Raw genomic sequence first — 23146 nt, 5'->3', positions numbered from 1 at the left:
GTTGCCCTTCATTCCCCTGCTCGCCCTGGCGTTCAACACCTTCATCGGCTTCCTGCTCGTCGTCTTCATCGTCGTCGGCCTCGTCATATGGCTCGTCGTCACCATCGTGAAGGCTGTCGTCGAGACCTCGCGCGAGGCCGCCGCCGAGAAGGAGCGCGCCAAGACCCAGGCGTTCCTCCACGAACGGTGGGAGGAGTCCTTCCCCGCCGTCCCCTACCCCAACGAGTTCAAGGAGATCAACTACGACCCCGACAACGACGCCATCACGGCCTATGAACTCGTGCTCCCCCACTGGGAGCACCCGCGAAACGACGGGACGAGGGACGCTCGCTACAGCTCCACCTCCTACTACTACGGCGGTTCCGAGTTCGTCTCCGGCCCTTGGCGCGTGACGTTCGACTCCCCGCGGGAGGCGGTGAGGTTCGTCCAGAGGATGAGGGTGGGCGGTGTAGAGGTGACCCCGCACCGATGGGAGTCGGAGAAGGCATGCTCGGATAGCTCCGTCGCGAGCTACGGCTTCCCCATCATGTCGGCCGACGAGGTCTTCGCGCACTACCGGTCAGAACCCTACCGGTTCGAGCAATTCTGCGTCTACCTCTACCGTAAGCTCGGATACACCGGCGAGGCCACGCGTAGGTCCGGCGACGGCGGGTTCGACTTCCTGGTGGAGAAGGACGGGGAGAAGACCATCGGGGAGTGCAAGCTCTACGGCAAGAACACCACCGTAGGTCGCCCCGATGTGCAGAAGCTCGTAGGCGCCAACTTCACAGAAGGGGCCGAGCACATGGTGTTCATCACCACGAGCTACTTCACACCAGAGGCGAAGAAATTCGCTAGGGACGCCGGCGTGGAGATGGTCGATGGGAAGGGCCTCAGGAGGCTCCAGATCAAGGCCAAGGAGGCCAGTGCGAGGAGGTATGGGAACGCTGTGCGCCTCTGGAAACCCCTCACCGAACAGGATGTCATCGACCGTACGCCGCCGGACCTCCGCCATACCCTCTGACAGCCTCGATCCTGCAAAGGGGAACGGAGGCCGAAGGAGAGGAGCTACTACCTCCGTACCGAAGCCCCCTCAACGGTCCTTCAAGGCCACCTCCAGAGCCACCATGGCGGCCCACACGGCCTCCTCCTCGGAGGCCACAGCGGGGTTCTCGAGGACCTCCCCCAAGATCAGCTCCCGGGCCTTTGCGGGCCCCATCCCGGCGGCCCTCCGGCCGAGCCCTTCCGCCCAGGCCCTCACGGCGCCCCTATACAACATGTCCTCGCCCATAGCGGGCCCCTTCCCCGGAGTTCGGCCAAGGCCCTGCCCGAGGGCCCCCTCCACGGGTTCCTGCCCAAAGCCCTGCCCGGGCATCGCGCCGGGGCAGGGCTTCGGGGGGTTCTCCATGGGGTGAGGGTCGGGGGTGCACCCAGAGTCATGTCGAGAGTTTGACATCGATTTAGTAGTAGAATATTGTCCAAAGACAGGATTCCGCGGTCGTGCTTGGAGGATTGCTTGGAGTACGTGGAGGTACACCCGAGAGTTCTCGAGCGACATCCGCAGCTTACCGAGGAGGACGTGAGGAGGGCATGGGACACAGCCTTCGTCGAGGCTGCAAGGGTCGGAAGCCCGAACTGGCCCGAGTATCTGCGAGTCGGCTTCGACGACAAAGGGCGCGAGGTCGAGATGGTCGCCGCCCCCTACAAAGGGGGTTGGATCATCTACCACGCGAACACACCCTTGTCCAAGAGGACGCGAGACGAGTTGAAGAGATGCGGAAGGGAGCTCTGATGGCCGAGTACCTGCTTGACAACGGATATGTCCTCACCGACGACGAGATCGAGCGCCGGGCAAGGGAGTGGGAGGACGGCACCTGGGACGGCCACCTCGAGGTGGTCCGTGCCGGGAGACCTCGCCTGTCTGACGAGCCCAATGCCAACCTCTCGTTCAAGTGCCCGGAATCGTCCGCCGAGCTCATAGCGCGGGCCGCGGAAGCCCTGGGTGTGAAGAAGTCGGCCTTCATGAGGGAGGCCGCCGTGGAGAAGGCTGCAAGCGTGCTGGGGGCGACACCCTGAGGCTGGCCGAGCCGAGAAACCCGTTTGAGACAGAAGCGCAGGCCACAGTGTCTGCCTTGGCCTACATTTAGGCGTCCGCCCTCTCCCGGGTGGGCCTCGGGTCAAAACGTCCGACCCCGAGACCCTTCAGGACGCACCCCCTCAGGTCCCCCGCCGGCTAGCACGTGCCAGAGCCCCGGCGGGTCCAGCCAGAGGGTCCTCCGCGCCCTCCCGGGCCCCACCTCCACGGTGTAGCGCACCCCCCGGGCGCAGTCCGGCCGCTCGGTCCTGGCGGGGCTCCGCCGTACCACCCGGACAGGCAGCCTCCGCCCGTCCTCCCAGACGATGCAGGAGGGCGTCACCCGCCCGCGTCGGTCGCAGGAGGACTCGACGTCGACGAACACGCGCCTGTCTTTGACCCTCCCCATGGCACCCCCTTAGAGATCACGTCCGCGGACCGCCGCGGGACCTCTCGCGGACCTCCCCCACCATCTCCCGGAACCCCTCCAGGGCGTCGAAGGGGGCGAACTGGGCGCACCGGGATAGATCCGCCACGGCCTCCCGGCACCCGTCCGCGGCCTGCCTCTCCCGGATCCTCCCCAGCATCTTCCGACGGCGCTCCGCCTCGGCCACCGTGGGCGCCCCCGCGAGCACCCGGGCCAGGAGCCCCGCCGTGAGCTCCGGGGCCTGCTCACGCACGGTGGCCCCCGATGCGCCCGGCGAGGTCCCTGGCGGTGCCCTCGGGAAGGAGGCTCGAGGCGAGGAGCACCGAGGCCTTCCCGAAGCGGGCCGCCACGGCCCTTCGGGCCTCGTCCAGGCGCTGTCGGCGGGGGTCGGCGGAGGCCGGGTCGAAGAGCCGCGGCTGGCCCTCGCGGGTAAGCCCCGTGAGGGTCACGTTGACCCTCCTTATGGGCACCCCGGGATAGGCCGTGGCGGCAAACACCGCAACCGCCGCCTCGGCGACCCCGTGGGCGGTGAGGCGGCCCTCCAGGGGACGGGACCCTCCCGTGGCCGGCCACGTGTCGCCGGAGTAGCCCACGTAAAGCGACACCCCTTGGGCGTCCCAGCCGTCGGCCTCGGCGGAAAGCGCCAGCTCGTCGGCCATCTCCCGGACCACCGTGGCGGCCTCGGCCGTGGTGTAGTCCCTCATGAGCACCTGGCCCCGGGTGAGGCTCTTGCCCTTGGGCTCCCAGGCCGAGACCTCGGAAACGGTCGCAGGCTCCAGGCCCCAGGCGTGGTCCACGAGGAGCCGGGCCCGGGCAGGTCCCAGGAGGCGGGAGATCTCCTTGGGGTCTGCCGCGGCCACCCCCGCGAGGTCGACGATCCCCGCGGAGGCGAGCCTCCGGGCCGTGCCCGGCCCCACCTGCCAGATGTCGGTGATGGGGCGGTGGAACCAGATGTCACGGTAGAAGGCGGGCAGGTCCAGCTCGCAGATGCCCTCGGTGTCGTGCTTGGCGAGCACGTCCAGGGCCACCTTGGCCACGAACAGGTTCGGCCCCAGCCCGCAGGTGGCGGGGTATCCGAGCCGCTCCGCCACCGCCTCCTGGAGGCGCTTGGCCATGGCCCTCGGTGTGAGGCCGTAGTAGGGCAGGTAGGGACCGATCTCTATGAAGGACTCGTCCACGGAGTAGACGTGGACGTCGTCGGCCGAGACGTGCTCCAGAAGGCACGCCACCACCTCGCAGGAGGCCTCCAGGTACCGGGCCATGCGGGGCCTCGCGACGACGATGCCACGGTCCTTCGGCACCTCGCGCATCCGGCAGCGGTTCCTGACGCCCTCGGCCTTCAGGCGCGGGGAGACGGCCAGGCAGATGGTGTTGGCGGAGCGGTCGGGGTCGGCCACCACGAGCCGGGCCTCCATGGGGTCCAGGCCGCGGTCAACCGCCTCCACCGTGGCGTAGAAGCTCCGAAGGTCGATGCACAGGCAGACCCTGGCCGCCTCCCCCATGGCACACCCCCTGAAGACCCCGTTACCGAACATCCGTTCTACAGTGTAGCGCCTCGGAGGCCTCGGAGGAAGGCCCCCTCCTCCGTACCGAAGTGGGAAAAGAAGGGGTCCCCGACCTCTTCCTCGAGGTCGGGGACCCGACGGCCGGACCGGTGCGCCTTCTAGGTGAGGGTGTTGTCCAGGTGCCTTCCCAGGTGCCCGACGACGATGCGGCGCCCCTCCTCGTCGAAGCAGAGGTGCATGCGGATGTTGCTGTCGCCGGAGCCCCCGGTGACGGCCACGTGGGCAGGCATGTAGGTGCGCCTCCCCTCCCAGGGGAAGGTGCGGGCCTCGCGGAGCCTGGGCATGGTGGAGACCGTGAAGGACTCGGTCGGGGTGAACCTGAACCCCGTGCGGGAGGCGAACTCCCTCACGGGGTCGGCCGATGCCTCCACGAAGTGCAGGGGCCAGAGGCACTCCGCCACGGCGCAGAGGGCCCTCCAGGGCCTGTCCAGGGCCTGTCCAGGTCCCTGCCCGACCACGCCCGGGCCGCGTCGTGGGCGCTCTCGAGCACGAGGAGCCGCTCCGGCCACGCCCGCTCCGCCAGGGTCAGGACGTCGTCCAGGGTCCTCGGCACCGAGGCCATCTCCGAGACCACCATGGAGGTCTCGCCCCGGGCCGCCTCCTGCTCCCGGGCCCGGGAGGCCTCGAGGGCGGCGAGGCGGGCCTTGAGCCTGCGGATCTCGTCATCTCGCCCCGAGACCTCCCCCTCCAGGCGCCCCACGACGGCCTCCAGGGCCTCCGAGCGGGCCCGCTCCTCGTCGGTCCCCCGCCCCTCGCCGGCCACGCCCGGCGCCGCGGCCTCGGCCTCCTTGAGCCTCTCCTTGAGGTCCGCAGCCTCCTTGCGGGCGGCCGCGGAATCGGCCCGGGCATCCTTCAAGAGGGCCATGAGGCGGGCCTTGGCCCTGCGGCGGTCATCCTCGGACTCCTCCAGGCGCCGCCTCTCCTCCGCCAATGCCTCTTCCAGGGCCCCCACGGTGCTCACCAGGGCCGCCACGCGCTCCTGTAGCGCGGCCTTTCGGTTGCCACGAGGGCGCCCGGGAAGCCGGCCCCTCAGGGCGCCGACCGGCGCCCGGGCCCCTTCGTCCCCGCCGCCGAGGGGGCCCGCACCTGCAAGTATCTGTTCCATGGTCCGCTCCTTCCGAGTCGCGTTCCAAGGGGGAGGGGACCTAAGGGGCCCCTCCCCGTCCATACCGCCCCGCCCCCTCAGAGCCGGGTAGGCATGACGAGGCAGCGCACCTCAGGGGACCCCGGGGAGGAGAGCACCGCCGGGGCCATCTCGCCGGACATCCCCAGGGACACCGCCTCCCGGCCGTCGAAGGCCGCCAGGGCGTCGGCGAGGAAGCGATAGTTGAGACCCACGGCCACCGGCGTGCCCTCCACGGAGCACCCCACCGAGTCCGAGGCGTCCCCCACCTCGCCGCTGGCGGCCGAGACCGCCACCTCCCCCTCTGAGGCGCGGACGTCCAGGCGCACCCGGGGGTTCTCCTTGGCCACCAGGGCCACCCGGGACAGGGCGTCGAGGAAGGGGCCCAAAGGGAGCCCCAGGGTGCAGGAGGTCGTCGTGGGGAAGAGGCTCTCCGCCTCGGGGTAGCACCCCTCCACGAGGCGGCACACGTAGGAGCCGCCCCGCCAGGAGACCACCCACTGGCCTCCCCCGCGGCCCACGGACAGGCCCTCGGCCCCGGAGGCCATGGCCACGGCCTCGGCCAGGGCGTCGGCCGGAAGCAGGGCCGAGAAGGAGGCGCCATCGTCTGCGAGCCCCGCCGAGGCCACCGCCAGGCGGTAGCCGTCGGTGGCCTTCAGGGTGAGGCGCCCCGAGGCCACCTCCACGGCCACCGAGCACAGGATCGGCCGGGACAGGTCCTTGGAGGCGAACCGGCGGACCCGGCCGACGAGGTCTGCCAGGACCTCCGCGGGAAGCTCCGCCGACGAGTCCGGGGACACCTCGGGAAACGCCGGGAAGTCCTTCGGGGGTAGGGCCTGGAGGCTGAACCGGGAGCGCCCGGAGGAGACCTTCAAGAAGGCCCCCGAGCCCTCCAGGGAGCAGACGCCGCCGGGAAGGCTCTTGGCCACCCTCGCCAGGGTCCTGGCGGACACCACGGCAGCCCCAGGCTCCTCCACCTGGGCGGGCACGGAGAGCCTGGCCGAGCGAAGGCCGTCGGTGCCGGTCACGGAAAGGGTCCCGGAGGCGTCGGCGACGAGGAGCACGCCGGCGAGCACCGGGGTCTCGGCCACGGTGGCGGTGACCTTGGACACCGAGGCCACGGCGGCGGCCAGGGCGTCGGGTGCCACGGATACGATCATGGGTTCGTCCCTTCTCTCGGACGCGGGGGGTGCGGCGGACGGGGCCCCTAGGCGCCCCCGTCGTCGCTTCCGGCGACGTGCATCAGGGCGAGGACGATGACCGGGACGGCCAGGGCGCCGGCGGAGCATGCGACGAGGGCGACGGAGGCGGAGCGGACCGAGTCCCAAATGGAGTCGAGGGCGTCCCAGCCCGGGACGGCGGTGAAGACGGCGCAGGCGACGCAGACCCCCACCGCCACGCCGCAGAGCACCATGGCCAGGGACGTGTTGCCGTAGCGCCTGATGGAGTCCGGCCGGTGCCGGCCGCGGTGGATGCTGACGAGGAGCGCCTCGCATATGACTGTCCAGACGCACAGGTTCGCGACGAGGAACAGGCAGAACACCTTCGGCACGACCATGTCGGTCCCGCACCCCACAAGCGAGGCCACCGCGGCTGTGGCCACCCCCGACAGGGCCGCGACGACCGCGGCGGACCGTCCCAGGTGGTCGAGGACGACGTTGAGGACGCTCCTGCGCGGTTCGTTATCTTTGTTCATGGGTTCTCCTATCCGATCGTCGAGGGCCCCCGACCGGGGGTGGGTCCTGTGGGCGGGCCTCGGAAAGGGCCCTCGCCTTGGCTGCGGCAGAGGGGCCCTCCCCGGCCCTGTGGGAGACGGCTGCGGCGGTGCCGCAGGCGAGGCAGCAGGCCTTCGTGCGGCACCTTCCGGAGGAGTGGCCCAGGGCCGACGTCACGCCGCCGGCGACCGCGAGCACCTGCCCGCATGAGGCGCAGCGGACGGTGCGGCAGGCCCTCCCCCGGCAGGCCCCGGCCCGGCTCACCGCCGGCACCCCCGGACGGCACCGACCCCCGGACGCCCGCCGGGGCCGCCGGCGGGAGGGGCGTCCGGTCTGCCCGGACGCGCCCCGCCCGACACCTTGCGGGGATCCTCGCGGGCGCCGCCGAACACAGCCTCGAAGAGCCCCTCCGCGGAAAGCCGCGGAGGCCTCGCCGGGTCCTTGCCCGGGGCCATCAGAAGGGCACCACGTCGTCGTAGACCCCCTGGGGCGCCCCGGGGGGCACCACCGGGGGCGCCGGGGGCACCTGGAAGGCAGGTCCCGCGGGGGCTTGCGGGGGCACCGGGGCCGGAGGGGTCTGGAAGGTCGGGGCCTGAGGGGCCTGCGGGGCGGGGGTGCCGGGGGCACCGCCGCCGGAGGCCTCGCGGCGGGGGCCCATGAACTCGATGTCGTCCACGACGACCTCCACCTTGGAGCGGTTCTTCTGGGTGTCGCGGTCGACCCACTGGCTCCAGCGCAGGCGCCCCTCGACGGCGACCTTGGTCCCCTTGGTGAGGAAACGGGAGATGGACTGGGCGCGGTTGCCGAACATGACGCAATCGATGTAGTTGGGGCGGTCCTCCCACTGGTCGGTCTGGGGGTTGCGCCAGCGGTCGTTGACCGCCACGCCCAGGCGCAGGACGCTGGAGCCCGACTGGGTGGCGGCGAGCTCGCCGTCACGGGTGAGGTTGCCGGTGATGATGACTCGGTTGACGCTCATCTAGCCTTCCTTTCTCTCGTCCCAGAGCCTCGCGGCCTCGCCGAAGGCGCTGGGGTGGTAGTAGGTCTCGCCGTCCCGGAGCGGGGGTTCGATCTCCACGGAGAACGTGGAGCCCTCCGCGCCGCAGCGCAGGCACCGGACCCGGACCAGGACCTCGCAGGCGCCGGGGAGACGGACGAAGAAGGGGTCGTCGCCGGCGCGGTCCCAGACCGCCGTCGTGTCGTGGGACCCGCAGAACGGGCAGGGCTTGCTCACTCCCATTCGACGCACCTCCTGTCCGTCATCGCCATGTCCATGAGCACGTAGCAGTGGGCCGCGCCGCACCAGGTGTCGACCAGTCGGTCCGTGAGCAGGTTGCCCTCGTCGTCCTTGGCTCTCTTGCCGAGCCTGTCCTCGACATCCAAGAGCTTGGCGTACGCCCGCCACAGCGCTGCCTTCGCGTTCTCGCAGGCCATGGACGCCGCCAGCAGGGCGGCGCGGTCCTCGGCGGTGAGGTCACCCATCGTCTCCCCCTCTCACCAGCTCCACTGTCACGTGCAGGCGGTCTCCGCCCCTGACGGTGTCCTCGGGCACGATGACCGCGGGCACCTGCGGACAGTCCCACGGGCCGTAGAATTCGCACACCTGCGGGTCGTCGATGGTGGTGATGTGCTCGGACCCGTCCAGGGGCACCTTATCCACCCCGGGGGCGGCGATGTACATGAGGCCGTCGTCTGCCAGCTCCTCGTCACTCATCGCTTCCCCTCCCTGACCATGACCACGGTGGCGCCGGTGGGGCGCCCGTCACGGTCCCTGGCCCACGTCTTGTGGGCCATGCGGTACCCGCACCTGCCGACGATGGACATCCACCGGCCCAGCTCATCCTCGGAGTCGTACTCGGCCATGCACCACCCACGTTCGCCGTCGTACTCGTCGCACTCGTCGAGGACGACCAGCGCGTAGGGCCTCAGTCGGTCACCCATCGTCTCGCTCCTCTCTCGGCATCCCGTCCCACCGGTCTCGTGCTCCACGTCGTCCTCGTCCCAGCGGGTGGCGTACTCTTCGGGGTCGAAGGTGCAGGTGAGCCCGGTGTCGCTCACGTGGGTCCGCTCACTCATAGCAGCCGCTCACCCCCGTCGCAGCTCTTCCCCTCACCGATGAGGGTCATCGCTTTCGCTAGGTGCTTCACCGCTTTATCGACCTCATCGCTGGCTTCGATCTCGCGGAAGTCCAGGTCGCCGTACTCGTAGGCCCATCCGAGTAGCCCCTGCACGCCCTTGGTCATGGAGAGGGACGTGCTCAGCAGCACGAGCACCTCCGTGGTGTCACTCATCGCCGACCACCCCAGCGAGGGCCTTGGCGCGGGCCACGATGTCGACAGCCATCGCATGGGCACAGCTGTCCGTGCCGTACCGCTGAGCTGGGTCCTTGCCGTCGACCGTCGCCGGGCAGTCGACGCAGCGGGCGTCATGACACGACCAGTAGTCGCACAGGCCATTCCGCGCGTCCTCCGCCAGCCGCTCCCAGCTGTCAGGGCGCACGTGGGAGAGCGAAAGGCATCGGCACCCATCCCAGTCGATCGGACCGCGCACGCGCTCGACGGTGACGATACGCTCGCCGTCCTCTTCATGCTGAAACCCGATAACGTGAAGTTCTGTGCCATCGGCCTCGTGCCACACCGTGTCGCCCACCTCGATGGGCACCCCGTCGCGGTCGAGCACGGTCTCGGGTTCGGTGCGAGTGAGGGTGGGGAAGCACTTGGACGTGGTGTCGACGGTGCAAGCCACGTTCCTGATGTGCTCGTTGAACACGTGAAGGACGCAGTAGCCATCGCCTTTGAACTCCACCCCCGTCACATTGATCATGAACCCCTCGTCGTCCCACAGCGTGTCGCCCGGCACCACCGGCTCTCCGTCCACCTCGGGCCACGCGATGCCGGACGGGAGCGTTTTCCGGCTCGTGGTGAGGTCCAGCGCCTCGGCGATGGCGCGGCGGGCGTAGTTGCCCACGCCGTAACGCACGCCGTCGATGACGATGTGCCAGGTTTGGTGGTCCTCCTCAAGGATGCATGTCCCGATGTCGCCGTCGGGGCCCGTGCCCAGGCACGGCACGCCTTCCGGGGCGTCGCCCACGCGTTTGACTCGCTCGCCGGGAGAGAGGTGCAGGTGGTCGCGGGTGCCCGCGACGTCTGGGGTGCTCCTGACGTTGGTGGTGTTGGGATACACCGTGACGCTCTCGACCGTCATCGGGTCGAAGGTCCCCATGATACGGTCCCCGATGCGGACGGGAGCGCCGTCCTCGTAGAGCGGCCAGTAGCCGCGGATGATGTCTTGGTCCATGTCTCCTCCCTCGCTCTCCTATGGATGTCTTGTCGGTGCGGCCCCGTCAGGCCGCGGTGCAGATCAGGTGGGCCAGAACGGCCAGGCAGCAGGACGCCGCCGCCCCGATGAACCCCAGGGTCGCCCCCAGGTGGGGGGTGTCTTTCCGCAGCGTGTCGAAGAGGGCCGCCACCGCGAACGCCGCGAGCGACGCCGCCCATGGCCACGGGGGCCACGACCGGGGGCAGCAGCAGGACGCCGCCGACCAAGCCCCCAGAGGGTCGACACCACGAGGGCGCAGCCTGCGGCCGCCAGAAGGGCCATCAGGAGGCCCCGTGGGCGGTCGCGGGGCCTCCTGGCGGCAGGACCCGCAGGCGGCGCGCCATGGCCGCGATGGCGGCGGGCGCCCTGCCGGGGAGAACCCTTGCCCACCCGTCCCAGGACGGGCCGTGGGCCGGGTAGCGCTCCTTGAGGCGCCCGATCTCCCCCTCGGCCCCAAGGCCGGGGACGGCCGCCCCCGGCCTTGGGGCCGAGGCGTTTCGCCCGGGCGCGGATGGCAAGTTCCGTCCTGCCGGGGAGCAGGCGGCCCCAGCCCTCCCAGGCGGCGTCGTGGGGCCCCGCGCAGCAGCGGACGACGGCGTCCTCCCGGGCCGCCCAGGGCCTTTCTTGGGTTTCGGTTCCGGTCATGCCGCGGCTCCCTTCCTGCGAACGATGTGACAGATCCCGAGGAAGGCCGCCCGGGCGCGGATCGAGGTCTCGCTGCGCCCCGGGAGGCGCTTGGCCCAGCCGGTCCACCTCGGGCCCCAGGTCCCGTAGTGGAGGATGAGGCAGTGGTCTTCCTCGACGGACCACCCCGTGGAGGCGACCCTCGCGAGGCGGTTCCTGCGGGCGCTCGGGTTCCTTCCGGGCAGCGCCTCGGCCCACCCCTCCCAGGACTGGCCGTGGACGAGGGAGAGCACCAGGAGGGTGCGGGTCTCCTCGGGGGTCCACCGGGGCGCCCTCGACCTCTTGGGGACGATGCCCAGGGCCTTGGCCCTAGCGAGGCATGCCTCGGGGCTGCGCCCCTCGAGGCGGGAGGCCCAGTCGTCGGCCCCGGAGGCGGCGAGCTCCCTCAGGGCCCTGTCCTCCCCGGCCGTCCAGCGGGGCCTGCGGGTGGCCCCGATGCGGCTGGCCCGGAAGGAGATGGCCTCGAGGCTCCGGCCCGGCAGGAGCTCCCCCCAGCCGTCCCAGCCCTTGCCGTGGACGGGGTAGTGCTCCCTGATCAGGGAGTCCTCGCGCCCGTCCCAGGGCCTTCGCTCCGTCTGTCCCACGGTCACCTCCCCTCCCCTGGGCCTCACAGGGCCCCGTGGAAGATCGTGTTCGTCTGGTTGTTGAGCAGGATGCGGGCCTCCTGGGCCCGGCACACCGACCGCCAGGAGGGCCCCGGCGGGTCGTCGGCCGACCCCTCCACCCAGAGGTCCCTCAAGGACCTCGTGGGGAAGATATGCAGGACCGCCGCGGTGGGGTCGTGCCGGAGGCCCCCGCTGTGCCAGAGGGCGTACCAGCGCTGCGCCGGGCCCTTCCCGTCGGTTCCGGCCATGGCTCTCCCCTTCCTCTCAAAGGTGCAGGACGCGGTCGCGGATCTCCTCGGTGCGGCCCTGGTTCCAGAACTGGGTCCCGATGTAGCCACAGGTGCGCCTCGCGACGTTCAGGGTCGACTGGTCGCGGTTGCCGCAGCGGGGGCACTCCCACAGGAGCCTGCCGTCCTCCTCCACGACCGCCACCTCGCCGTCGTAGCCGCACTCCTGGCAGTAGTCACTCTTGGTGTTGAGCTCGGCGTACATGATGTGGTCGTGGATGAAGGAGATAAGGGCCATGACGGCCTCGACGTTGCCCTTCATGTCGGGCACCTCCACGTAGGAGATGGCCCCTCCCGGGGACAGGCGCTGGAAGTCGCTCTCGAAGGCAAGCTTGGCGAAGGCGTCGATCTGCTCCCTGACGTTCACGTGGTAGCTGTTGGTGATGTAATCGTGGTCGGTGACGCCTTCCACGACGCCGAAGCGGCGTCTGAGGCACCTGGCGAACTTGTAGGTGGTGGACTCCAGGGGCGTGCCGTAGACCGAGTAGTCGATGTCCTCGGCGGCCTTCCACTGGGCGCACCTGTCGTTCAGGCGCTCCATGACGGCCAGGGCGAACGGCGTGACGGCGGGGTCGGTGTGGCCGCGGCCGAACATGGCCACGCAGCACTCGTGGAGCCCGGCGTAGCCCAGGGAGATCGTGGAGTAGCCCCCGTAGAGCAGCGGGTCGATGACGGCGTGGCGTGGCAGGCGGGCGATGGCGCCGTGCTGCCAGAGGATCGGGGCGACGTCGGAGGGTGTGCCCAGGAGGTGCTCGTGGCGGATGCGCAGGGCCCTGTGGCAGAGCTCCAGGCGCTCGTCGAGGATCTCCCAGAAGCGCCCCTCGTCGCCCGCGGCGGAGAGGGCCACGTCGGGCAGGTTGACGGTGACCACACCCTGGTTGAAGCGCCCGTAATACTTGCGGGGGTGGGCAGACGCCGTGAGTGCCCCGGAGGGGTCCCCGGTAGTCTCGCTGAAGCGGTCGGGGGTGAGGAAGGAGCGGCAGCCCATGCAGGGGTACACGTCGCCCTTCTCCCGGCGCATGACCTTGGCGCTGATGTAGTCGGGCACCATGCGCCTCGCGGTGCACTCGGCGGCGAGCCTCGTCAGCCACCCGTAGGGGGCGCCCTCGCCGACGTTGTGGTCGTCGAGGACGTAGAGGAGCTTCGGGAAGGCCGGGGTGATCCAGGCCCCCGCCTCGTTCTGCACCCCCTGGATGCGCTGGCGCAGCACCTCGGCCACGACCATGGCCAGGTCGTCTCGCTCGGGCCCCTCGGGCACCTCCCCGAGGTCGAGGTTGAGCGAGACGAAGGGGGTCTGGCCGTTGGTGGTGAGCAGGGTCAGGATCTGGTACTGGATGGTCTGGACGCCGCGGGTCACCTCGTCGGCCAGGCGCTCGGAGACGATGGAGGCCACCTGGTCGTCGGAGGCGCGGACGCCGGCGTCGGAGAGCTCGGAGCGCACCCTCTCGCGGATGCGGCGGCGCGACACCTCCACGAAGGGCGAGAGGTGGGCCAAAGACAGGGTCTGGCCCCCGTAGGTGTTGGAGGCCACCTGGGCGATGATCTGGGTGGCGATGTTGCAGGCCGTGGAGAAGGAGTGGGGCTTCTCGATGCGGGTCTCGGAGATGACGGTGCCGTTCTGCAGCATGTCCTCGAGGTTAACAAGCTCGCAATTATATGAGTTTTGAGCGAAGTAATCGGCGTCGTGGAAGTGGATGACGCCCTCGTCGTGGGCCCTGGAGACCTCCTCGGGGAGCAGGATACGCCTCGTGATGTCGCGGGAGACCTCCCCTGCCATGTAGTCGCGCTGTGTGGAGATGAGCACGGGGTCCTTGTTGGCGTTCTCCCCCTTGGCCTCCTCGTTGGCCAGGGCCAGAAGCGACAGGACCGCGTCGTCGGTGGTGTTGGCGCGGCGGGCGAGCTCGCGCCTGTGGCGGTAGCGCTCGAAGGCCCGGGCAAGCTCGAAGCGGTTGAGGAGCATGAACTGGTCCTCGATGAGGTCCTGGACCTCCTCCACCTCCGGGACGCGCCCCTCCATCTCGAAGCGGTTCTGCACCACGGCGCACACCGCGTCGCAGGTGATCCGGACCTGAAGGTCGCTGATGCGGTCGGCCTCGGCCACGTCGCCGTTGGCCCCGCGGATGGCGGCCTCTATCTTGGAACGGTCAAAGGCCTGCTCGGTGCCGTCTCGCTTGATGATCTTCATGACGAACCCTCTCTCACAGACCCGTGCCGACGAGCGAGACGACCGACACGTCGTTCACGCGGTACCAGGTATCCATGGCGTCGGCCAGGCGGTTGGCCTGGGAGCCCGTGAGGTGCCTGGCGTGGGAGGACAGGACGGCGACGGCCTGCTCGATCTCGCCGGAGACGTCCCTCATGCCCTCGCACATGGCCGAGGGTGCGACACCGAGAACCCCGGAGATCGAATCGAGGGTGCCCAAGGGGACCGGGCAGCGGCCGTCGATCAGGGCATTCATGGTGGCCGGGGCGGTGCCGCAGCGGTCCGCCAGGGACATGACGGTGTGGCCCGATGCCCTCATGGCCCTCTTCACGATGTCCTTCACGAGGCGCTGGGAGGGGGTCTTGCTCTCGTAGAGGTCCTTCGGGGGGACCCCCAGGGTCTTGGCCATGCGGTTCATGGAGGAGGTCCAGGGGCTCTGCCTGGAGGCGGTAAGCCAGCTGTCCACCGCCTGGGGGGTGAAGCCCGTCCTCTGCACGACCTCGCTCTTGTCCAGGGACAGGGCGTCCATGCAGAACGCGAGGCGCTCGGCGAACAGGCACGCCCTGGCAGACGGGGCCCCGTCTGCGACGGGGAGGGGCAGGCCGTAGGCCCTGCAGAGGCTTCGCAGAGCCCCCATGGAGTGGGCGTCGTCGTTGCCGTCGATGACGGCGGACAGGATGTGGACCCTCTCGGTCCCCGTCCATACCGCCGCGGCGTCGACGTCTCCGATGATGACGGGGACAAGGAGGGACCTTGCCTCCCTAGGGGTGATCCAGAGGCCGCGCGTACCCCGCTTCCTCATGATCGTCTCGGCCATTCTCTCTCCTCTCTCTCCGAACGGTTCCTAGGCGCCGACCAAGGGCGCCTGCAAGGGGCGGGTCTTCGAAAGTCGTTTGATCCGCTGCCTCACCGCCTGGGCGCTCCTGCCGGTCATGCACGACATCTGCCTGTAGGTCATCCCGAGGGCCGCGGCGGCAAGGAGGAGCTCGTCCTCCTCCGCGGTCCAACAGCTCCCCGCGGTGCCCATCGCGAAGCCGTGGCGGGATGCCAGGGACTCCGCCAGGGTCGGGCAGGCGCGGAGGACCTGGCGCAGGCACTTTCGGCCCGGGGCCGTCCGGGCGCAGGCCTCGAGCTCTGCCGCGACCGGGTCCTTCCCGGTGCCTACGTTCTGGCTGGTCTCTTCGGTCATGGGCCTCCTTCACGCGCTTCTACGTCACCCGAGGCCGACGTCCGCGCCCTTCGACGCCGACACGGCGGGGATGCGGCCATATGACGCGGCCCGGGGCTCGGAGCGCTCCATCTCGATGGACCTCGTCGTCCGGAACTCCCGGTCCCAGCGCTCCTGGGCGGCTTCGCGGGCAGAGGTCTCGGCCCCCTTGCCGTCCGGCTCCACAACCCGGACCCGGGAAGGGTCGACGACCGGGGCCCCGGAGGCGTCCAGGGTGCTGGGCACGACGGCCACCTCCCTGCCCCCGTGGCTCATGACCCGGGCGAGCCGGGCCATGTCGTCGAGGGACCAGCGGGTGCCGATGCCGGCTTTCGTGTCGGCCGCCACCCCCTCTTTCGCCCCGGCCGAGTCCCGCCAGAGGTCGGACTCGCCGAACAGGGAGCCCGGAGGGGCCATGATGACGGCGCAGTCGCACAGGGACGTCACGGCCCGCCTCAGCATCCGGGTGGCGTCCCTGCACGAGGCCTGGGCAGGAGCCGTCCAGACCACGGCATCCGCCGCCATGAGCTGGTCTTTGGCGAAACCCGCGGCAGCCTGGGTGGAAAAAGCCGACTCCGCCGAGTCGAGGAACTCCACCGAGTCCAGGGACCGGGCCGCAGCGACCACCTCCACGGAGTCCCACAGGGGCTCCTGGCGGGCACGGCCATCCCGGACGCGCTGGGTGGCGGCGGCAAGCACCGCCTGGGGCGCCCCGAGGCCGAAGGGGACCACGATTCGCCGGGCACCGGAGGAGACGAGCTCGTCCACCATCCCGTAGGCCGCCCGGAAGACGGACCCCCAGGTCCGGTCCTGGGAGAGGTCGGTCCCCGCTGCCGGCGACAGGGCCCTGCAGAGGCTGTGGACCATGCCGCGCCCCTCGGGGGCGGCGAGGCACACTGAGGGCCCGTCGCAGGTGTCCGCCATGGCGCGGAACCCCTCTTCGGGAGACCTCCCCTGGGAGGCCGGCCCGTCCGGCCTGCCCGTCCAGGGGGACCCGTCGACGGTCACCTCCGCCAGGCACCCGTCGAGGGGTGTCCCGCAGGCAAGGGCGAGGGCCCGGGCCACGGGGCCGGACAGATAGGACTCCTCGTCGAGGCCCGGCACCGAGAGCCACCCCTTCTCGGGGAACTCGGCGTCCATGGCGGCGAGGAGGCGCTCCCCCTCGCCGGGGTGCTGCTCCACGTGGAGGCAGAGGATGTTGCCCATGACCGCCGCGGGGTCCATCCCTTCGGGGGTGGGGTGCCGCCGGACGAGTTCCCGGTCCCCGTAGAGCACCTCCGGCGACCCGCCGTCGCAGGCGATGGCGAAGATCTGGGGTGCCGCCGTCGGGTGCATGACCGCCATGTAGGCATGGCCCACGGTCGGGAAGCTCATGGTCCCGTGGCCGGGGACCTCCACGGCCACGGGGGACGAGTGGATGGTGGACCTCGGGTCGTAGTCGTCGCGGGACCGGCGGGGCGCCTTGACCGCGGCCTCAGCGGTCCGGGAGACCGCCTCCGACTCGGGGGTGGCCGAGGGGGTCGCGGACGTCGACGGCGGGGCCGGTGTGGGCTCGGGGGCAGTCCGGGCTCGGACCTTCGGCGCCGCCGCGGGCCCCCGGTCCTGCGGTACCCCATGGCCGAAGACCTCGCCGATGGAGTGGACCCGGGCGCGCTCGCTGTCGTAGACCTGGCCGAAGTACCTCATGTCGGAGTCGATGCCCGGGGTGGGAAGTCCGCGCGCCTGGAGGATGCCGGCCACGACGCCCCGGGGCGTGTCGAGGTGAGCCTCCCCTCCGGAGAGCACCCACACGTCGGCCTCCGGCGATGTGGCGGCCCCGGCCAGCCCGGCGAGCCAGCGCTCTCCCTCATCGTCCGCGGCCAGCTGGCGCGCGTAGGACACGCCGTCGGTGACCGAGGGGCCGGGCACGACCCCTTTCGGCGACAGGGCACCGGCCGGGGCCCCGTGGGTCCTGGTCAGGAGATAGCAGATGCTTCTTTCGGAGCCCCGGTACTCATCGGTCCTGGCGAATGTGAGCATGGTGCCTCCCGGGTGGTCGCGGCGTCTTCAGACAGCCCAATTTCCTCACCCCGGGAGGCCCGCTCATTCGTCTTTTGGAATCTTTTCAGAGGTCGAAGGGGACGGCGGCAGGAAGACCGCAGGTAGGGCGGGTGTCGTCCCGAAAGGGGCCTCGAAACTCGTCCCGTCCGTCCCGATTCCGCGGAACCCGCCGACGCCGCCCGCCGCGGCCCATGGGTGCGCTTCCATAGGGGGGTCTCCGCGGCACCTCCCCTCAGACCCCTGGGAGCAGGGAGACGTCGCGGAGCACCTGGCCGACGGCCTCGTCGCGGTCCTCCAGGAAGGACCGGGGACCGATGGGGCCGATGAGGGCCCCGTCGCCGTCGCATTCGAGGGCCACCGTCGTGCGGGACCCCCCGGCGAGGCTGCGGGAGGAACAGACGCAGAGCAGGTGGTCTGGGTGGAGCGTGTCGGAGTGCCAGAAGCCGAGCCACACCTCGGTCTCCTCGGTGTGCCCGGCGACGAGCCCCCAGGGGTTGTCCTGGGCGCTCATGCGAGGCCCCCGACGGCGCCTCCGCCGGAGACGCCCCGGTCGAGGTGCCCGCGGATGGCCTCCTTGGCCTTCCTCGCGGCACCCCAGGGGGAGGGTGTGCGGACAACCTTGCAGGGGACCCCCTCGAGGACGCTCATATGGTGGGCGATGTCGTAGGCGCGGCACTCGGAGTCACACAGGCACACGCGCTCGGTGCAGTCCTCGTCGATGACGCTGATCACTGCGAACATGGCGATCACGGCCTTTCTGTCCGCCCGAAGGCGGCCGCATCGGGCGACCCCCACCGGACGGGCGCCGCAGGCGGACCGTCGGCCTGCCCACGGGTGCGGCCTCCCGCGCGTTGCCGCGCGGGAGGAACCCGCAGCCTCAGAGGATCCCCGCCTCCATCGCATGGCGCTGTGAGACCTGTTGCTCGGGGGTCATGGACGCGGACCATGGGTCCACGGAGCGGTAGGCATCCGGGGCGACGGAAACGAAGACGGGCCAGACACCGGCCTCCATGGCCTTCCTGGCGACCCTCGACCTGAGGTCGAGGTTGTAGGACTCGTAGTCGGCGGGCCCGTCCCTGGGGGTCATGGCCTCGTAGGCCTGCTGGTCGGGGTACTGGACGACGAGCATCTCCTTGGGCTCGAGTGAGAAGCTGTGGACCCCGTGGTCCCTGCGGGCGCACTCGTGAACGGACTCGACGAGGTTCGCCCGGCTCACCTTGACGGTGCCGTTCCTCCGGGTCCACCCATCCTTCTCCATCCACCCGAAGAAGTCTTTGGCGACAACGGCCCCGCAACCGCAGACCCAGTAGGAGGCCGCGAGGACCTCCTCGTAGGAGATCGGCCCGGAGGCGCGTCCGTCGATGACGAGCGACGGGTCGAGGGGGTGCTCCGGGCAGGGCCCCTCCCCGGGCAGCGGCGCAGCGAACGGGCTTGCCGGTTCCTTGACCCCGTCGCCATCGGTCCCACCAGCGTCGTCCCGGCGCGGCTGGGCTGCCGCGAGCCCCCGCGCCCTCTCCCGCGCCCTCTCGAGCACCCGGTCGGAGTCGGGGGAGATGTCCGGGGGACAGACGACGGAGAGGTAGTGCACGATGCCCAAGGGCCAGGAAATGTCGAGGAATTTCATCAGATGGGCCGTCTTGGCGACGGCCACCCCCTGACGGTCCTGGTCGGCGCAGTAGAGCTCCCAGGCGGTCACGGCATCCTCGGGGGTGCGGATGAGGCCGTCGCCGATCAGGGCCTCGATGGCGTCCGCCACCTTCTTGGGGGCGTCGGCGCCGAGACCCGCCATGGCCTGGGCGCCACAGCGCCTCTCGCGGGCCCGCCACAGGGCGCCGGCGGCGTCGGTGAGGGCCTTGCGGGCCGTGGAGGCGGGGTCCACGGCCACAGGCTCGCGGCCGAGATCGACGGCGCCCATGGCGGAGGCGGCGGCCGACGAGTAGTCGTCGGAGGAGACGCCGGCCACCTCGGGGGCGACGAGGCAGACGACCCTGCCGCACGTCCAGCGCCCCCCGCTGTAGCCGGTGTTGTAGAGCGCGATGTACCCGCAGAGGACCAAGAAGGCGATGGCCGAGTAGTAGAGGTCCTTGCTGAGGCCGCAGGCGTCCATGAGCTCGGCCCGGGAAGCGGTGAAGGACGCGTCGGCCCCGCCGCAGGACTCCCCCTTCGCCGCCCAGAGGGCCCAGGCCCTGCGGGATATGGCGTCGAGGGCCTTGACGGCGCATCGGGGCATGGAGGGCAGCGACAGGATGGGGGTCTCCGGGTGCTCCCGGGCCTCCTCGGCAACGACGGCGACGAGGGATGCGTCGATCCTGTTGTGGTGGTTGATGGCCAGGTTCGGCCTGTAGACCGAGACCTCCGGTGCCACGACACGCATCCCGACCTCAAGCCCCTGGTCTGCCACCAGACCGCGGCGGGGCGACTTCCTCCCATGGGTGCGGCGAGATGGGCACCCGGTTGCGGGGTTGTGGGTCTTGCATTTCGTTGAGGGAGAGGTGATAATAGCCATAGTTTTTCTTTCTGGGGCTGACGAAGTTTGCTGTCACACAAATTGGGTCGTCACCCCTCGAAAACCCGGAGAGCCAACTCCGGGTTTTTTCTTATGGATCGACGCTGTGTCCCGAAGGACCTGGGCGCCTGGCAGGCAACGGGAGGGACGATCCGACACCCCTGCCTGCCCTGCCCATATCGTATATCAAATCCGTGCACTCATGGACGAGAATATCGACACGTTATTCTCGTTGTGATTGAAATGCTGATTCGCAGGTTCGGTTTATCTTACATGATGATGAGGAAAGCGGCCTTCTACCAGCGGTTATCCATGCGGCCTAAGACCTGTTCCCATCGGAAGATTCACCACGTCGGCAGACGGCTTCCCTCACCCGCCCCCCCCCCTTCCCTGACTCGAACCGGTGGGCGCCCATCCAAATCTCTTATCCCTATCTTCTTATCAGTATCTATGTCGGGAATTGCGCCTATAGGTTGCCTTTCCCCTTTGTTGCCGACTGGTTTCCCTTCCCCTCCGGGTGACGGCCGCCTCTTCCGCCGGTGGCTCCCCGGGGCGTGGCGCTCCCTGTTCACGGCTATTTCCCGACTAGGTCTCACCTGGGGGGCTGGAGACCTGGGCCATCTCCTCCGCTCTCGGGCTCTTACTTCCCGACTAGGTCGGCCCCTCTGTTTCGGGTGAATCCCGACTAGGTCCCTCGGGTGTTTCCCGACAAGGTTCTACCAGCGGTTATCCCCCTTCGGATCCGTGTGACCCCCTTCGTGCTGGCCCCTTTTCCCGACATGGCCCGGAATGAATCCCGACATGGGTCGAGGCGGGGGCTTGAAGATCCCGACATGGGCCGGCGGTCCTCCTTGGTCCGTGGTCCTGTGACTTCGGATCGACGGCGCCGTCTCGAACCCTTCCCCAGAGGCAGTGAGTGCCAGATGGCCTTCAAGCGCAACGCATGTAACCGGCTTTGCTGTGGCCGTGGACTCAGAGACTCCGGCCGACCCCAAGTGAGTTTCCAAAAACGCGCAGGTAAACGACGGTGTAAGTTGGCAACGACGACGGCTTTGACCCCCTGAGTCCAAAATGAGTTCAAGAAGGGCCGTTGAAGTGCATCAACATGAAAATGAATATGAACTCGCAGACTCATTGATCCGATTGCATCCATGAACCTTCGAGCGCCGTAAGAAAAGGCCCCCGGACCGAAGTCCGGGGGCCTTTCGCCTAAGAGCTGCCTCGGGGCTAGAGGTTCTTTGCGGCTCGGAAGAGGCCGTCCGCGTTCAGGACGCGTGAGTAGGAGGAGTCGAGGCAGATGACCGGGGTCTCCATCCCGTCGGACTCGGTCGCCTGGGAGATCCTCGGGACCAAGGCGTCCCGGACGAAGCTCGCTCCCCCGCCGTAGATGTAGACCACCTCCACCTGGGCACCGACGCTGCGCCAGACGTTGGAGAAGGTCTTGGTGACCCGGTTGACGAAGGTCGGGATCACCTTTTGAAGCTCTTTCTCCACGCGGGCCTTGATTCTCTGCTGCTTCGGGAGCGTGGGCTCGCTGAGAAGGATCTTCTCTAGCGCGCCGCGGGAATCTGCGGGAATACCGCTGTCCGTCTGACGAAGCAGGTCGAGGACCTCGTCGAGGATCGTTCCGAACCCTCGGTTGATGGATTTGGAGTTGTCCGTGTCGATGGTTCCGTTGGTGAAGACGGCGAAGTTGGTCGTCCCCTCGCCGATGTCGATACCGACGATGTTCTGTGCCGCGGCGAGGGCCTCCCCCGTGTAGGCCGCGTCGAACGTGGCCCCAGAGGCCCTCTCGAACGAGACGACCTTGTCCAGGAAGTCCTCGCCACGGTTCTTCAGCGCCGCGAGGGCCGCCACGCCCTCCGCGACGACGACCACGTCGGAGAAGGTGGTCTTTACCTCCACGTCGGTGCCGAAGTTATGGACGATGACGCGGTGGGGCTCACGCATCAGCGACTCGCGGTACTCGGTGTGGTGCCCGAGGTAGTCGTCGATGGGCAGGGCGAGGGCCAGCTTGGCGTCGACCTCGATGTCGGTCGGAAGCGTTCCCTTGAAGCCGGCGACGGCGATGACCTGGCTGACGATCGCGTCGAGGATGAGCATCACCGAGAGGGACTCGCGGCTCTTGGGTACGGGGCTGTCGATTTGGAACTGGATCTCGTCCCACTTGCTCGTGATGGCACGCTTGCCGAACAGGACCCGGCCCCGGTCGACGGAGGGGATGGCCGGGGAAAGGACCGTCGCATCCAGGGAGTTCGCAAGGTCGCTGAGGGACTCCTCGGAGACCGGCTGAGCGAGGCGCGCGGCCGAGGTGTAGGCCATCGCACTCGGGATGTCCACGGGGTAGACGGTGCCGCCGACGTCGACGCGGCCCTTGGTATAGCCGTTGCCGATGTCGAGGCCGGCGGTCACGGAATAGGTGTTTCCCTGCTTCTTACTGGTCGCCAAAGTATGTCCTCTCTGCCTTTGATGTCGAGTTGGTCTAGCTCAGGGCCGATGAGAAGCCCATGTCTCCCAAGAGGTCCGAGATGCCGGTTTGCGCGGGTTTGGCAGCCGCCTTCTCGGTCGTCTCTGCAGCGTTGCTGCCCGGGGTTCCGTGGGTCGGGTTGCTCTCGGTGGGGCTTGCGGGGGCGCTCCCCTCCCCTTCTCCGCCGCTCTTCGTGCTTCCCCTGCGGTGCCTTCGCGTGTTCCGCTGGGGGGCGGGAGAGATGTCGGCCGTGCCGGACTCCTCTATCCGGTCCGAGATGAGGAGCCTGATCGACTGGGAGAGGTTCCTTTGGTTCTCGATCCACTCCCAGGTCGTGTCCTCCTGCTCGCCCTCCGGGACCCAAATGGTGATTGTGGCCATGGTCACCTCCCCTCCCGATCTGCAAAGCCAGGCTGAATGAAAACTCCCTGACTAGTCTATCAGACTGATAGGCTAATAGACTAACAGAAGCTAATCCAGGCGAATCGACGAACTTCGACGGACGTTTCTCCGAGTTCAAGATGAACTCGGAGAAACAGATGGTGTGACGGCAGCTATGAAGCTGTAGAAACACAGATGTAAAATACTGAATCCGGTAAAAACAGCAAAATGATGCAGTGAAAGTGGCGGAAGTCGATGCAGCGGATCTCTTCGGGTGCCGCACTCCCCTACGACTCGTTCCAAGGCCACAAATCCTGTAAGCCTGTTATCCTGACAGCCAAATAGGCCAACAGGCTAACAGGAACAGGAGCCAACCTAAGGGCGGGAATCAGCCTGGACTGTATGCCTGGGGTGGACCCGGCCTTCTCACCACTCACGGCAGTGCTGGAGGGTGAGGGTGAGGAAGAGGCTTCGGGAAGACTGTCCTCACCCTCCCCACTCCCTTACCCTCCCGTGGCTGGTGCCACGGGAGGGATCGTTGATGGTCCGTCGACCTCTTCCTTCG

The 23146-nt window shown here is 69.1% G+C and carries 28 protein-coding genes; 3 read left to right on the top strand and 25 right to left on the bottom strand.

Going from position 1 to position 23146, the window contains the following annotated elements; translation table 11 throughout:
* Window position 1: 1 nt before the first annotated feature.
* Window positions 2-1003, top strand: coding sequence for a restriction endonuclease (locus OR600_RS09480; protein WP_265591105.1), 1002 nt, complete (start codon window positions 2-4; stop codon window positions 1001-1003).
* A gap of 69 nt (window positions 1004-1072) precedes the next feature.
* Here OR600_RS09480 and OR600_RS09475 read toward each other — a convergent pair whose 3' ends face one another.
* Entirely contained in the window at window positions 1073-1270 is a 198-nt protein-coding gene (locus OR600_RS09475) for a hypothetical protein (protein WP_135978543.1), read from the bottom strand.
* 225 nt (window positions 1271-1495) lie between these two features.
* Between OR600_RS09475 and OR600_RS09470 the strand changes: the two genes are divergently transcribed.
* A complete protein-coding gene (locus OR600_RS09470; protein WP_168354088.1) occupies window positions 1496-1771 on the top strand; it encodes a hypothetical protein in 276 nt (91 codons plus the stop codon).
* A complete protein-coding gene (locus tag OR600_RS09465) occupies window positions 1771-2055 on the top strand; it encodes a ribbon-helix-helix protein, CopG family (RefSeq protein ID WP_168354087.1) in 285 nt (94 codons plus the stop codon). Before OR600_RS09470 ends, OR600_RS09465 begins: the two co-directional genes overlap by 1 nt.
* Before the next feature lie 423 nt (window positions 2056-2478).
* Here the strand turns inward: OR600_RS09465 and OR600_RS09460 are convergent, their stop codons facing one another.
* The 24 genes from OR600_RS09460 to OR600_RS09345 form a co-directional block, all read right to left on the bottom strand.
* Entirely contained in the window at window positions 2479-2733 is a 255-nt protein-coding gene (locus tag OR600_RS09460; protein ID WP_265591104.1) for a hypothetical protein, read from the bottom strand.
* On the bottom strand, window positions 2726-3982 hold the full coding sequence (locus OR600_RS09455; protein WP_265591103.1) for a Y-family DNA polymerase: 1257 nt from the start codon (window positions 3980-3982) through the stop codon (window positions 2726-2728). The genes OR600_RS09460 and OR600_RS09455 overlap by 8 nt, the downstream gene beginning before the upstream one ends.
* 161 nt (window positions 3983-4143) lie before the next feature.
* On the bottom strand, window positions 4144-4446 hold the full coding sequence (locus OR600_RS09450) for a hypothetical protein (RefSeq protein WP_265591102.1): 303 nt from the start codon (window positions 4444-4446) through the stop codon (window positions 4144-4146).
* The gene (locus OR600_RS09445; RefSeq protein WP_265591101.1) at window positions 4392-5150 is read right to left on the bottom strand and encodes a hypothetical protein; all 759 of its coding nucleotides are present in this window, start codon (window positions 5148-5150) and stop codon (window positions 4392-4394) included. Before OR600_RS09445 ends, OR600_RS09450 begins: the two co-directional genes overlap by 55 nt.
* 77 nt (window positions 5151-5227) lie before the next feature.
* Window positions 5228-6328 (bottom strand): DNA polymerase III subunit beta, encoded by a 1101-nt coding sequence (gene dnaN / locus OR600_RS09440; RefSeq protein ID WP_265591100.1) that lies wholly within the window; start codon window positions 6326-6328, stop codon window positions 5228-5230.
* A gap of 47 nt (window positions 6329-6375) precedes the next feature.
* Window positions 6376-6864 carry a hypothetical protein gene (locus OR600_RS09435; RefSeq protein WP_265591099.1) on the bottom strand — a complete coding sequence of 163 codons (489 nt, stop codon included), beginning with the start codon at window positions 6862-6864 and terminating at the stop codon, window positions 6376-6378.
* 473 nt (window positions 6865-7337) lie between these two features.
* Window positions 7338-7862, bottom strand: coding sequence for a single-stranded DNA-binding protein (locus OR600_RS09430; RefSeq protein WP_265591098.1), 525 nt, complete (start codon window positions 7860-7862; stop codon window positions 7338-7340).
* A complete protein-coding gene (locus OR600_RS09425) occupies window positions 7863-8123 on the bottom strand; it encodes a hypothetical protein (RefSeq protein WP_135978533.1) in 261 nt (86 codons plus the stop codon).
* A complete protein-coding gene (locus tag OR600_RS09420) occupies window positions 8114-8365 on the bottom strand; it encodes a hypothetical protein (protein ID WP_135978532.1) in 252 nt (83 codons plus the stop codon). The genes OR600_RS09425 and OR600_RS09420 overlap by 10 nt, the downstream gene beginning before the upstream one ends.
* Entirely contained in the window at window positions 8358-8597 is a 240-nt protein-coding gene (locus OR600_RS09415) for a hypothetical protein (protein WP_135978531.1), read from the bottom strand. Before OR600_RS09415 ends, OR600_RS09420 begins: the two co-directional genes overlap by 8 nt.
* Window positions 8594-8959 carry a hypothetical protein gene (locus tag OR600_RS09410; RefSeq protein WP_135978530.1) on the bottom strand — a complete coding sequence of 122 codons (366 nt, stop codon included), beginning with the start codon at window positions 8957-8959 and terminating at the stop codon, window positions 8594-8596. The genes OR600_RS09415 and OR600_RS09410 overlap by 4 nt, the downstream gene beginning before the upstream one ends.
* The gene (locus OR600_RS09405) at window positions 8956-9174 is read right to left on the bottom strand and encodes a hypothetical protein (RefSeq protein ID WP_135978529.1); all 219 of its coding nucleotides are present in this window, start codon (window positions 9172-9174) and stop codon (window positions 8956-8958) included. Before OR600_RS09405 ends, OR600_RS09410 begins: the two co-directional genes overlap by 4 nt.
* Complete coding sequence (locus tag OR600_RS09400) at window positions 9167-10180, bottom strand: hypothetical protein (RefSeq protein ID WP_265591097.1); 1014 nt, start codon at window positions 10178-10180, stop codon at window positions 9167-9169. The genes OR600_RS09405 and OR600_RS09400 overlap by 8 nt, the downstream gene beginning before the upstream one ends.
* Window positions 10181-10842: 662 nt before the next feature.
* Window positions 10843-11469: an SANT/Myb-like DNA-binding domain-containing protein gene (locus tag OR600_RS09395; protein ID WP_265591096.1), complete on the bottom strand. Its 627-nt coding sequence runs from the start codon at window positions 11467-11469 to the stop codon at window positions 10843-10845.
* Between the two features lie 23 nt (window positions 11470-11492).
* Window positions 11493-11738: a hypothetical protein gene (locus tag OR600_RS09390; protein WP_135978526.1), complete on the bottom strand. Its 246-nt coding sequence runs from the start codon at window positions 11736-11738 to the stop codon at window positions 11493-11495.
* A 16-nt stretch (window positions 11739-11754) separates the two neighbouring features.
* On the bottom strand, window positions 11755-13962 hold the full coding sequence (gene nrdD, locus OR600_RS09385) for an anaerobic ribonucleoside-triphosphate reductase (protein WP_265591095.1): 2208 nt from the start codon (window positions 13960-13962) through the stop codon (window positions 11755-11757).
* A 13-nt stretch (window positions 13963-13975) separates the two neighbouring features.
* Entirely contained in the window at window positions 13976-14797 is an 822-nt protein-coding gene (locus OR600_RS09380; RefSeq protein ID WP_135978524.1) for a helix-turn-helix domain-containing protein, read from the bottom strand.
* 27 nt (window positions 14798-14824) lie between these two features.
* Window positions 14825-15169 carry a hypothetical protein gene (locus tag OR600_RS09375; RefSeq protein WP_135978523.1) on the bottom strand — a complete coding sequence of 115 codons (345 nt, stop codon included), beginning with the start codon at window positions 15167-15169 and terminating at the stop codon, window positions 14825-14827.
* 24 nt (window positions 15170-15193) lie between these two features.
* A complete protein-coding gene (locus tag OR600_RS09370; protein ID WP_135978522.1) occupies window positions 15194-17206 on the bottom strand; it encodes a hypothetical protein in 2013 nt (670 codons plus the stop codon).
* 253 nt (window positions 17207-17459) lie between these two features.
* Window positions 17460-17738: a hypothetical protein gene (locus OR600_RS09365; RefSeq protein WP_265591094.1), complete on the bottom strand. Its 279-nt coding sequence runs from the start codon at window positions 17736-17738 to the stop codon at window positions 17460-17462.
* Window positions 17735-17968: a hypothetical protein gene (locus OR600_RS09360; RefSeq protein ID WP_265591093.1), complete on the bottom strand. Its 234-nt coding sequence runs from the start codon at window positions 17966-17968 to the stop codon at window positions 17735-17737. Before OR600_RS09360 ends, OR600_RS09365 begins: the two co-directional genes overlap by 4 nt.
* Before the next feature lie 136 nt (window positions 17969-18104).
* On the bottom strand, window positions 18105-19592 hold the full coding sequence (locus OR600_RS09355; RefSeq protein ID WP_265591092.1) for a hypothetical protein: 1488 nt from the start codon (window positions 19590-19592) through the stop codon (window positions 18105-18107).
* Window positions 19593-20960: 1368 nt separating this feature from the next.
* Window positions 20961-22181 (bottom strand): ParM/StbA family protein, encoded by a 1221-nt coding sequence (locus OR600_RS09350; protein ID WP_265591091.1) that lies wholly within the window; start codon window positions 22179-22181, stop codon window positions 20961-20963.
* A 34-nt stretch (window positions 22182-22215) separates the two neighbouring features.
* Window positions 22216-22581 carry a hypothetical protein gene (locus tag OR600_RS09345; protein ID WP_135978518.1) on the bottom strand — a complete coding sequence of 122 codons (366 nt, stop codon included), beginning with the start codon at window positions 22579-22581 and terminating at the stop codon, window positions 22216-22218.
* Between the last annotated feature and the right edge of the window lie 565 nt (window positions 22582-23146).

The sequence above is a fragment of the Granulimonas faecalis genome, assembly GCF_022834715.1.
In the GTDB taxonomy this organism is placed as follows: Bacteria; Actinomycetota; Coriobacteriia; order Coriobacteriales; family Atopobiaceae; genus Granulimonas; species Granulimonas faecalis.
This window is presented reverse-complemented; position numbering and strand designations above follow the sequence as displayed.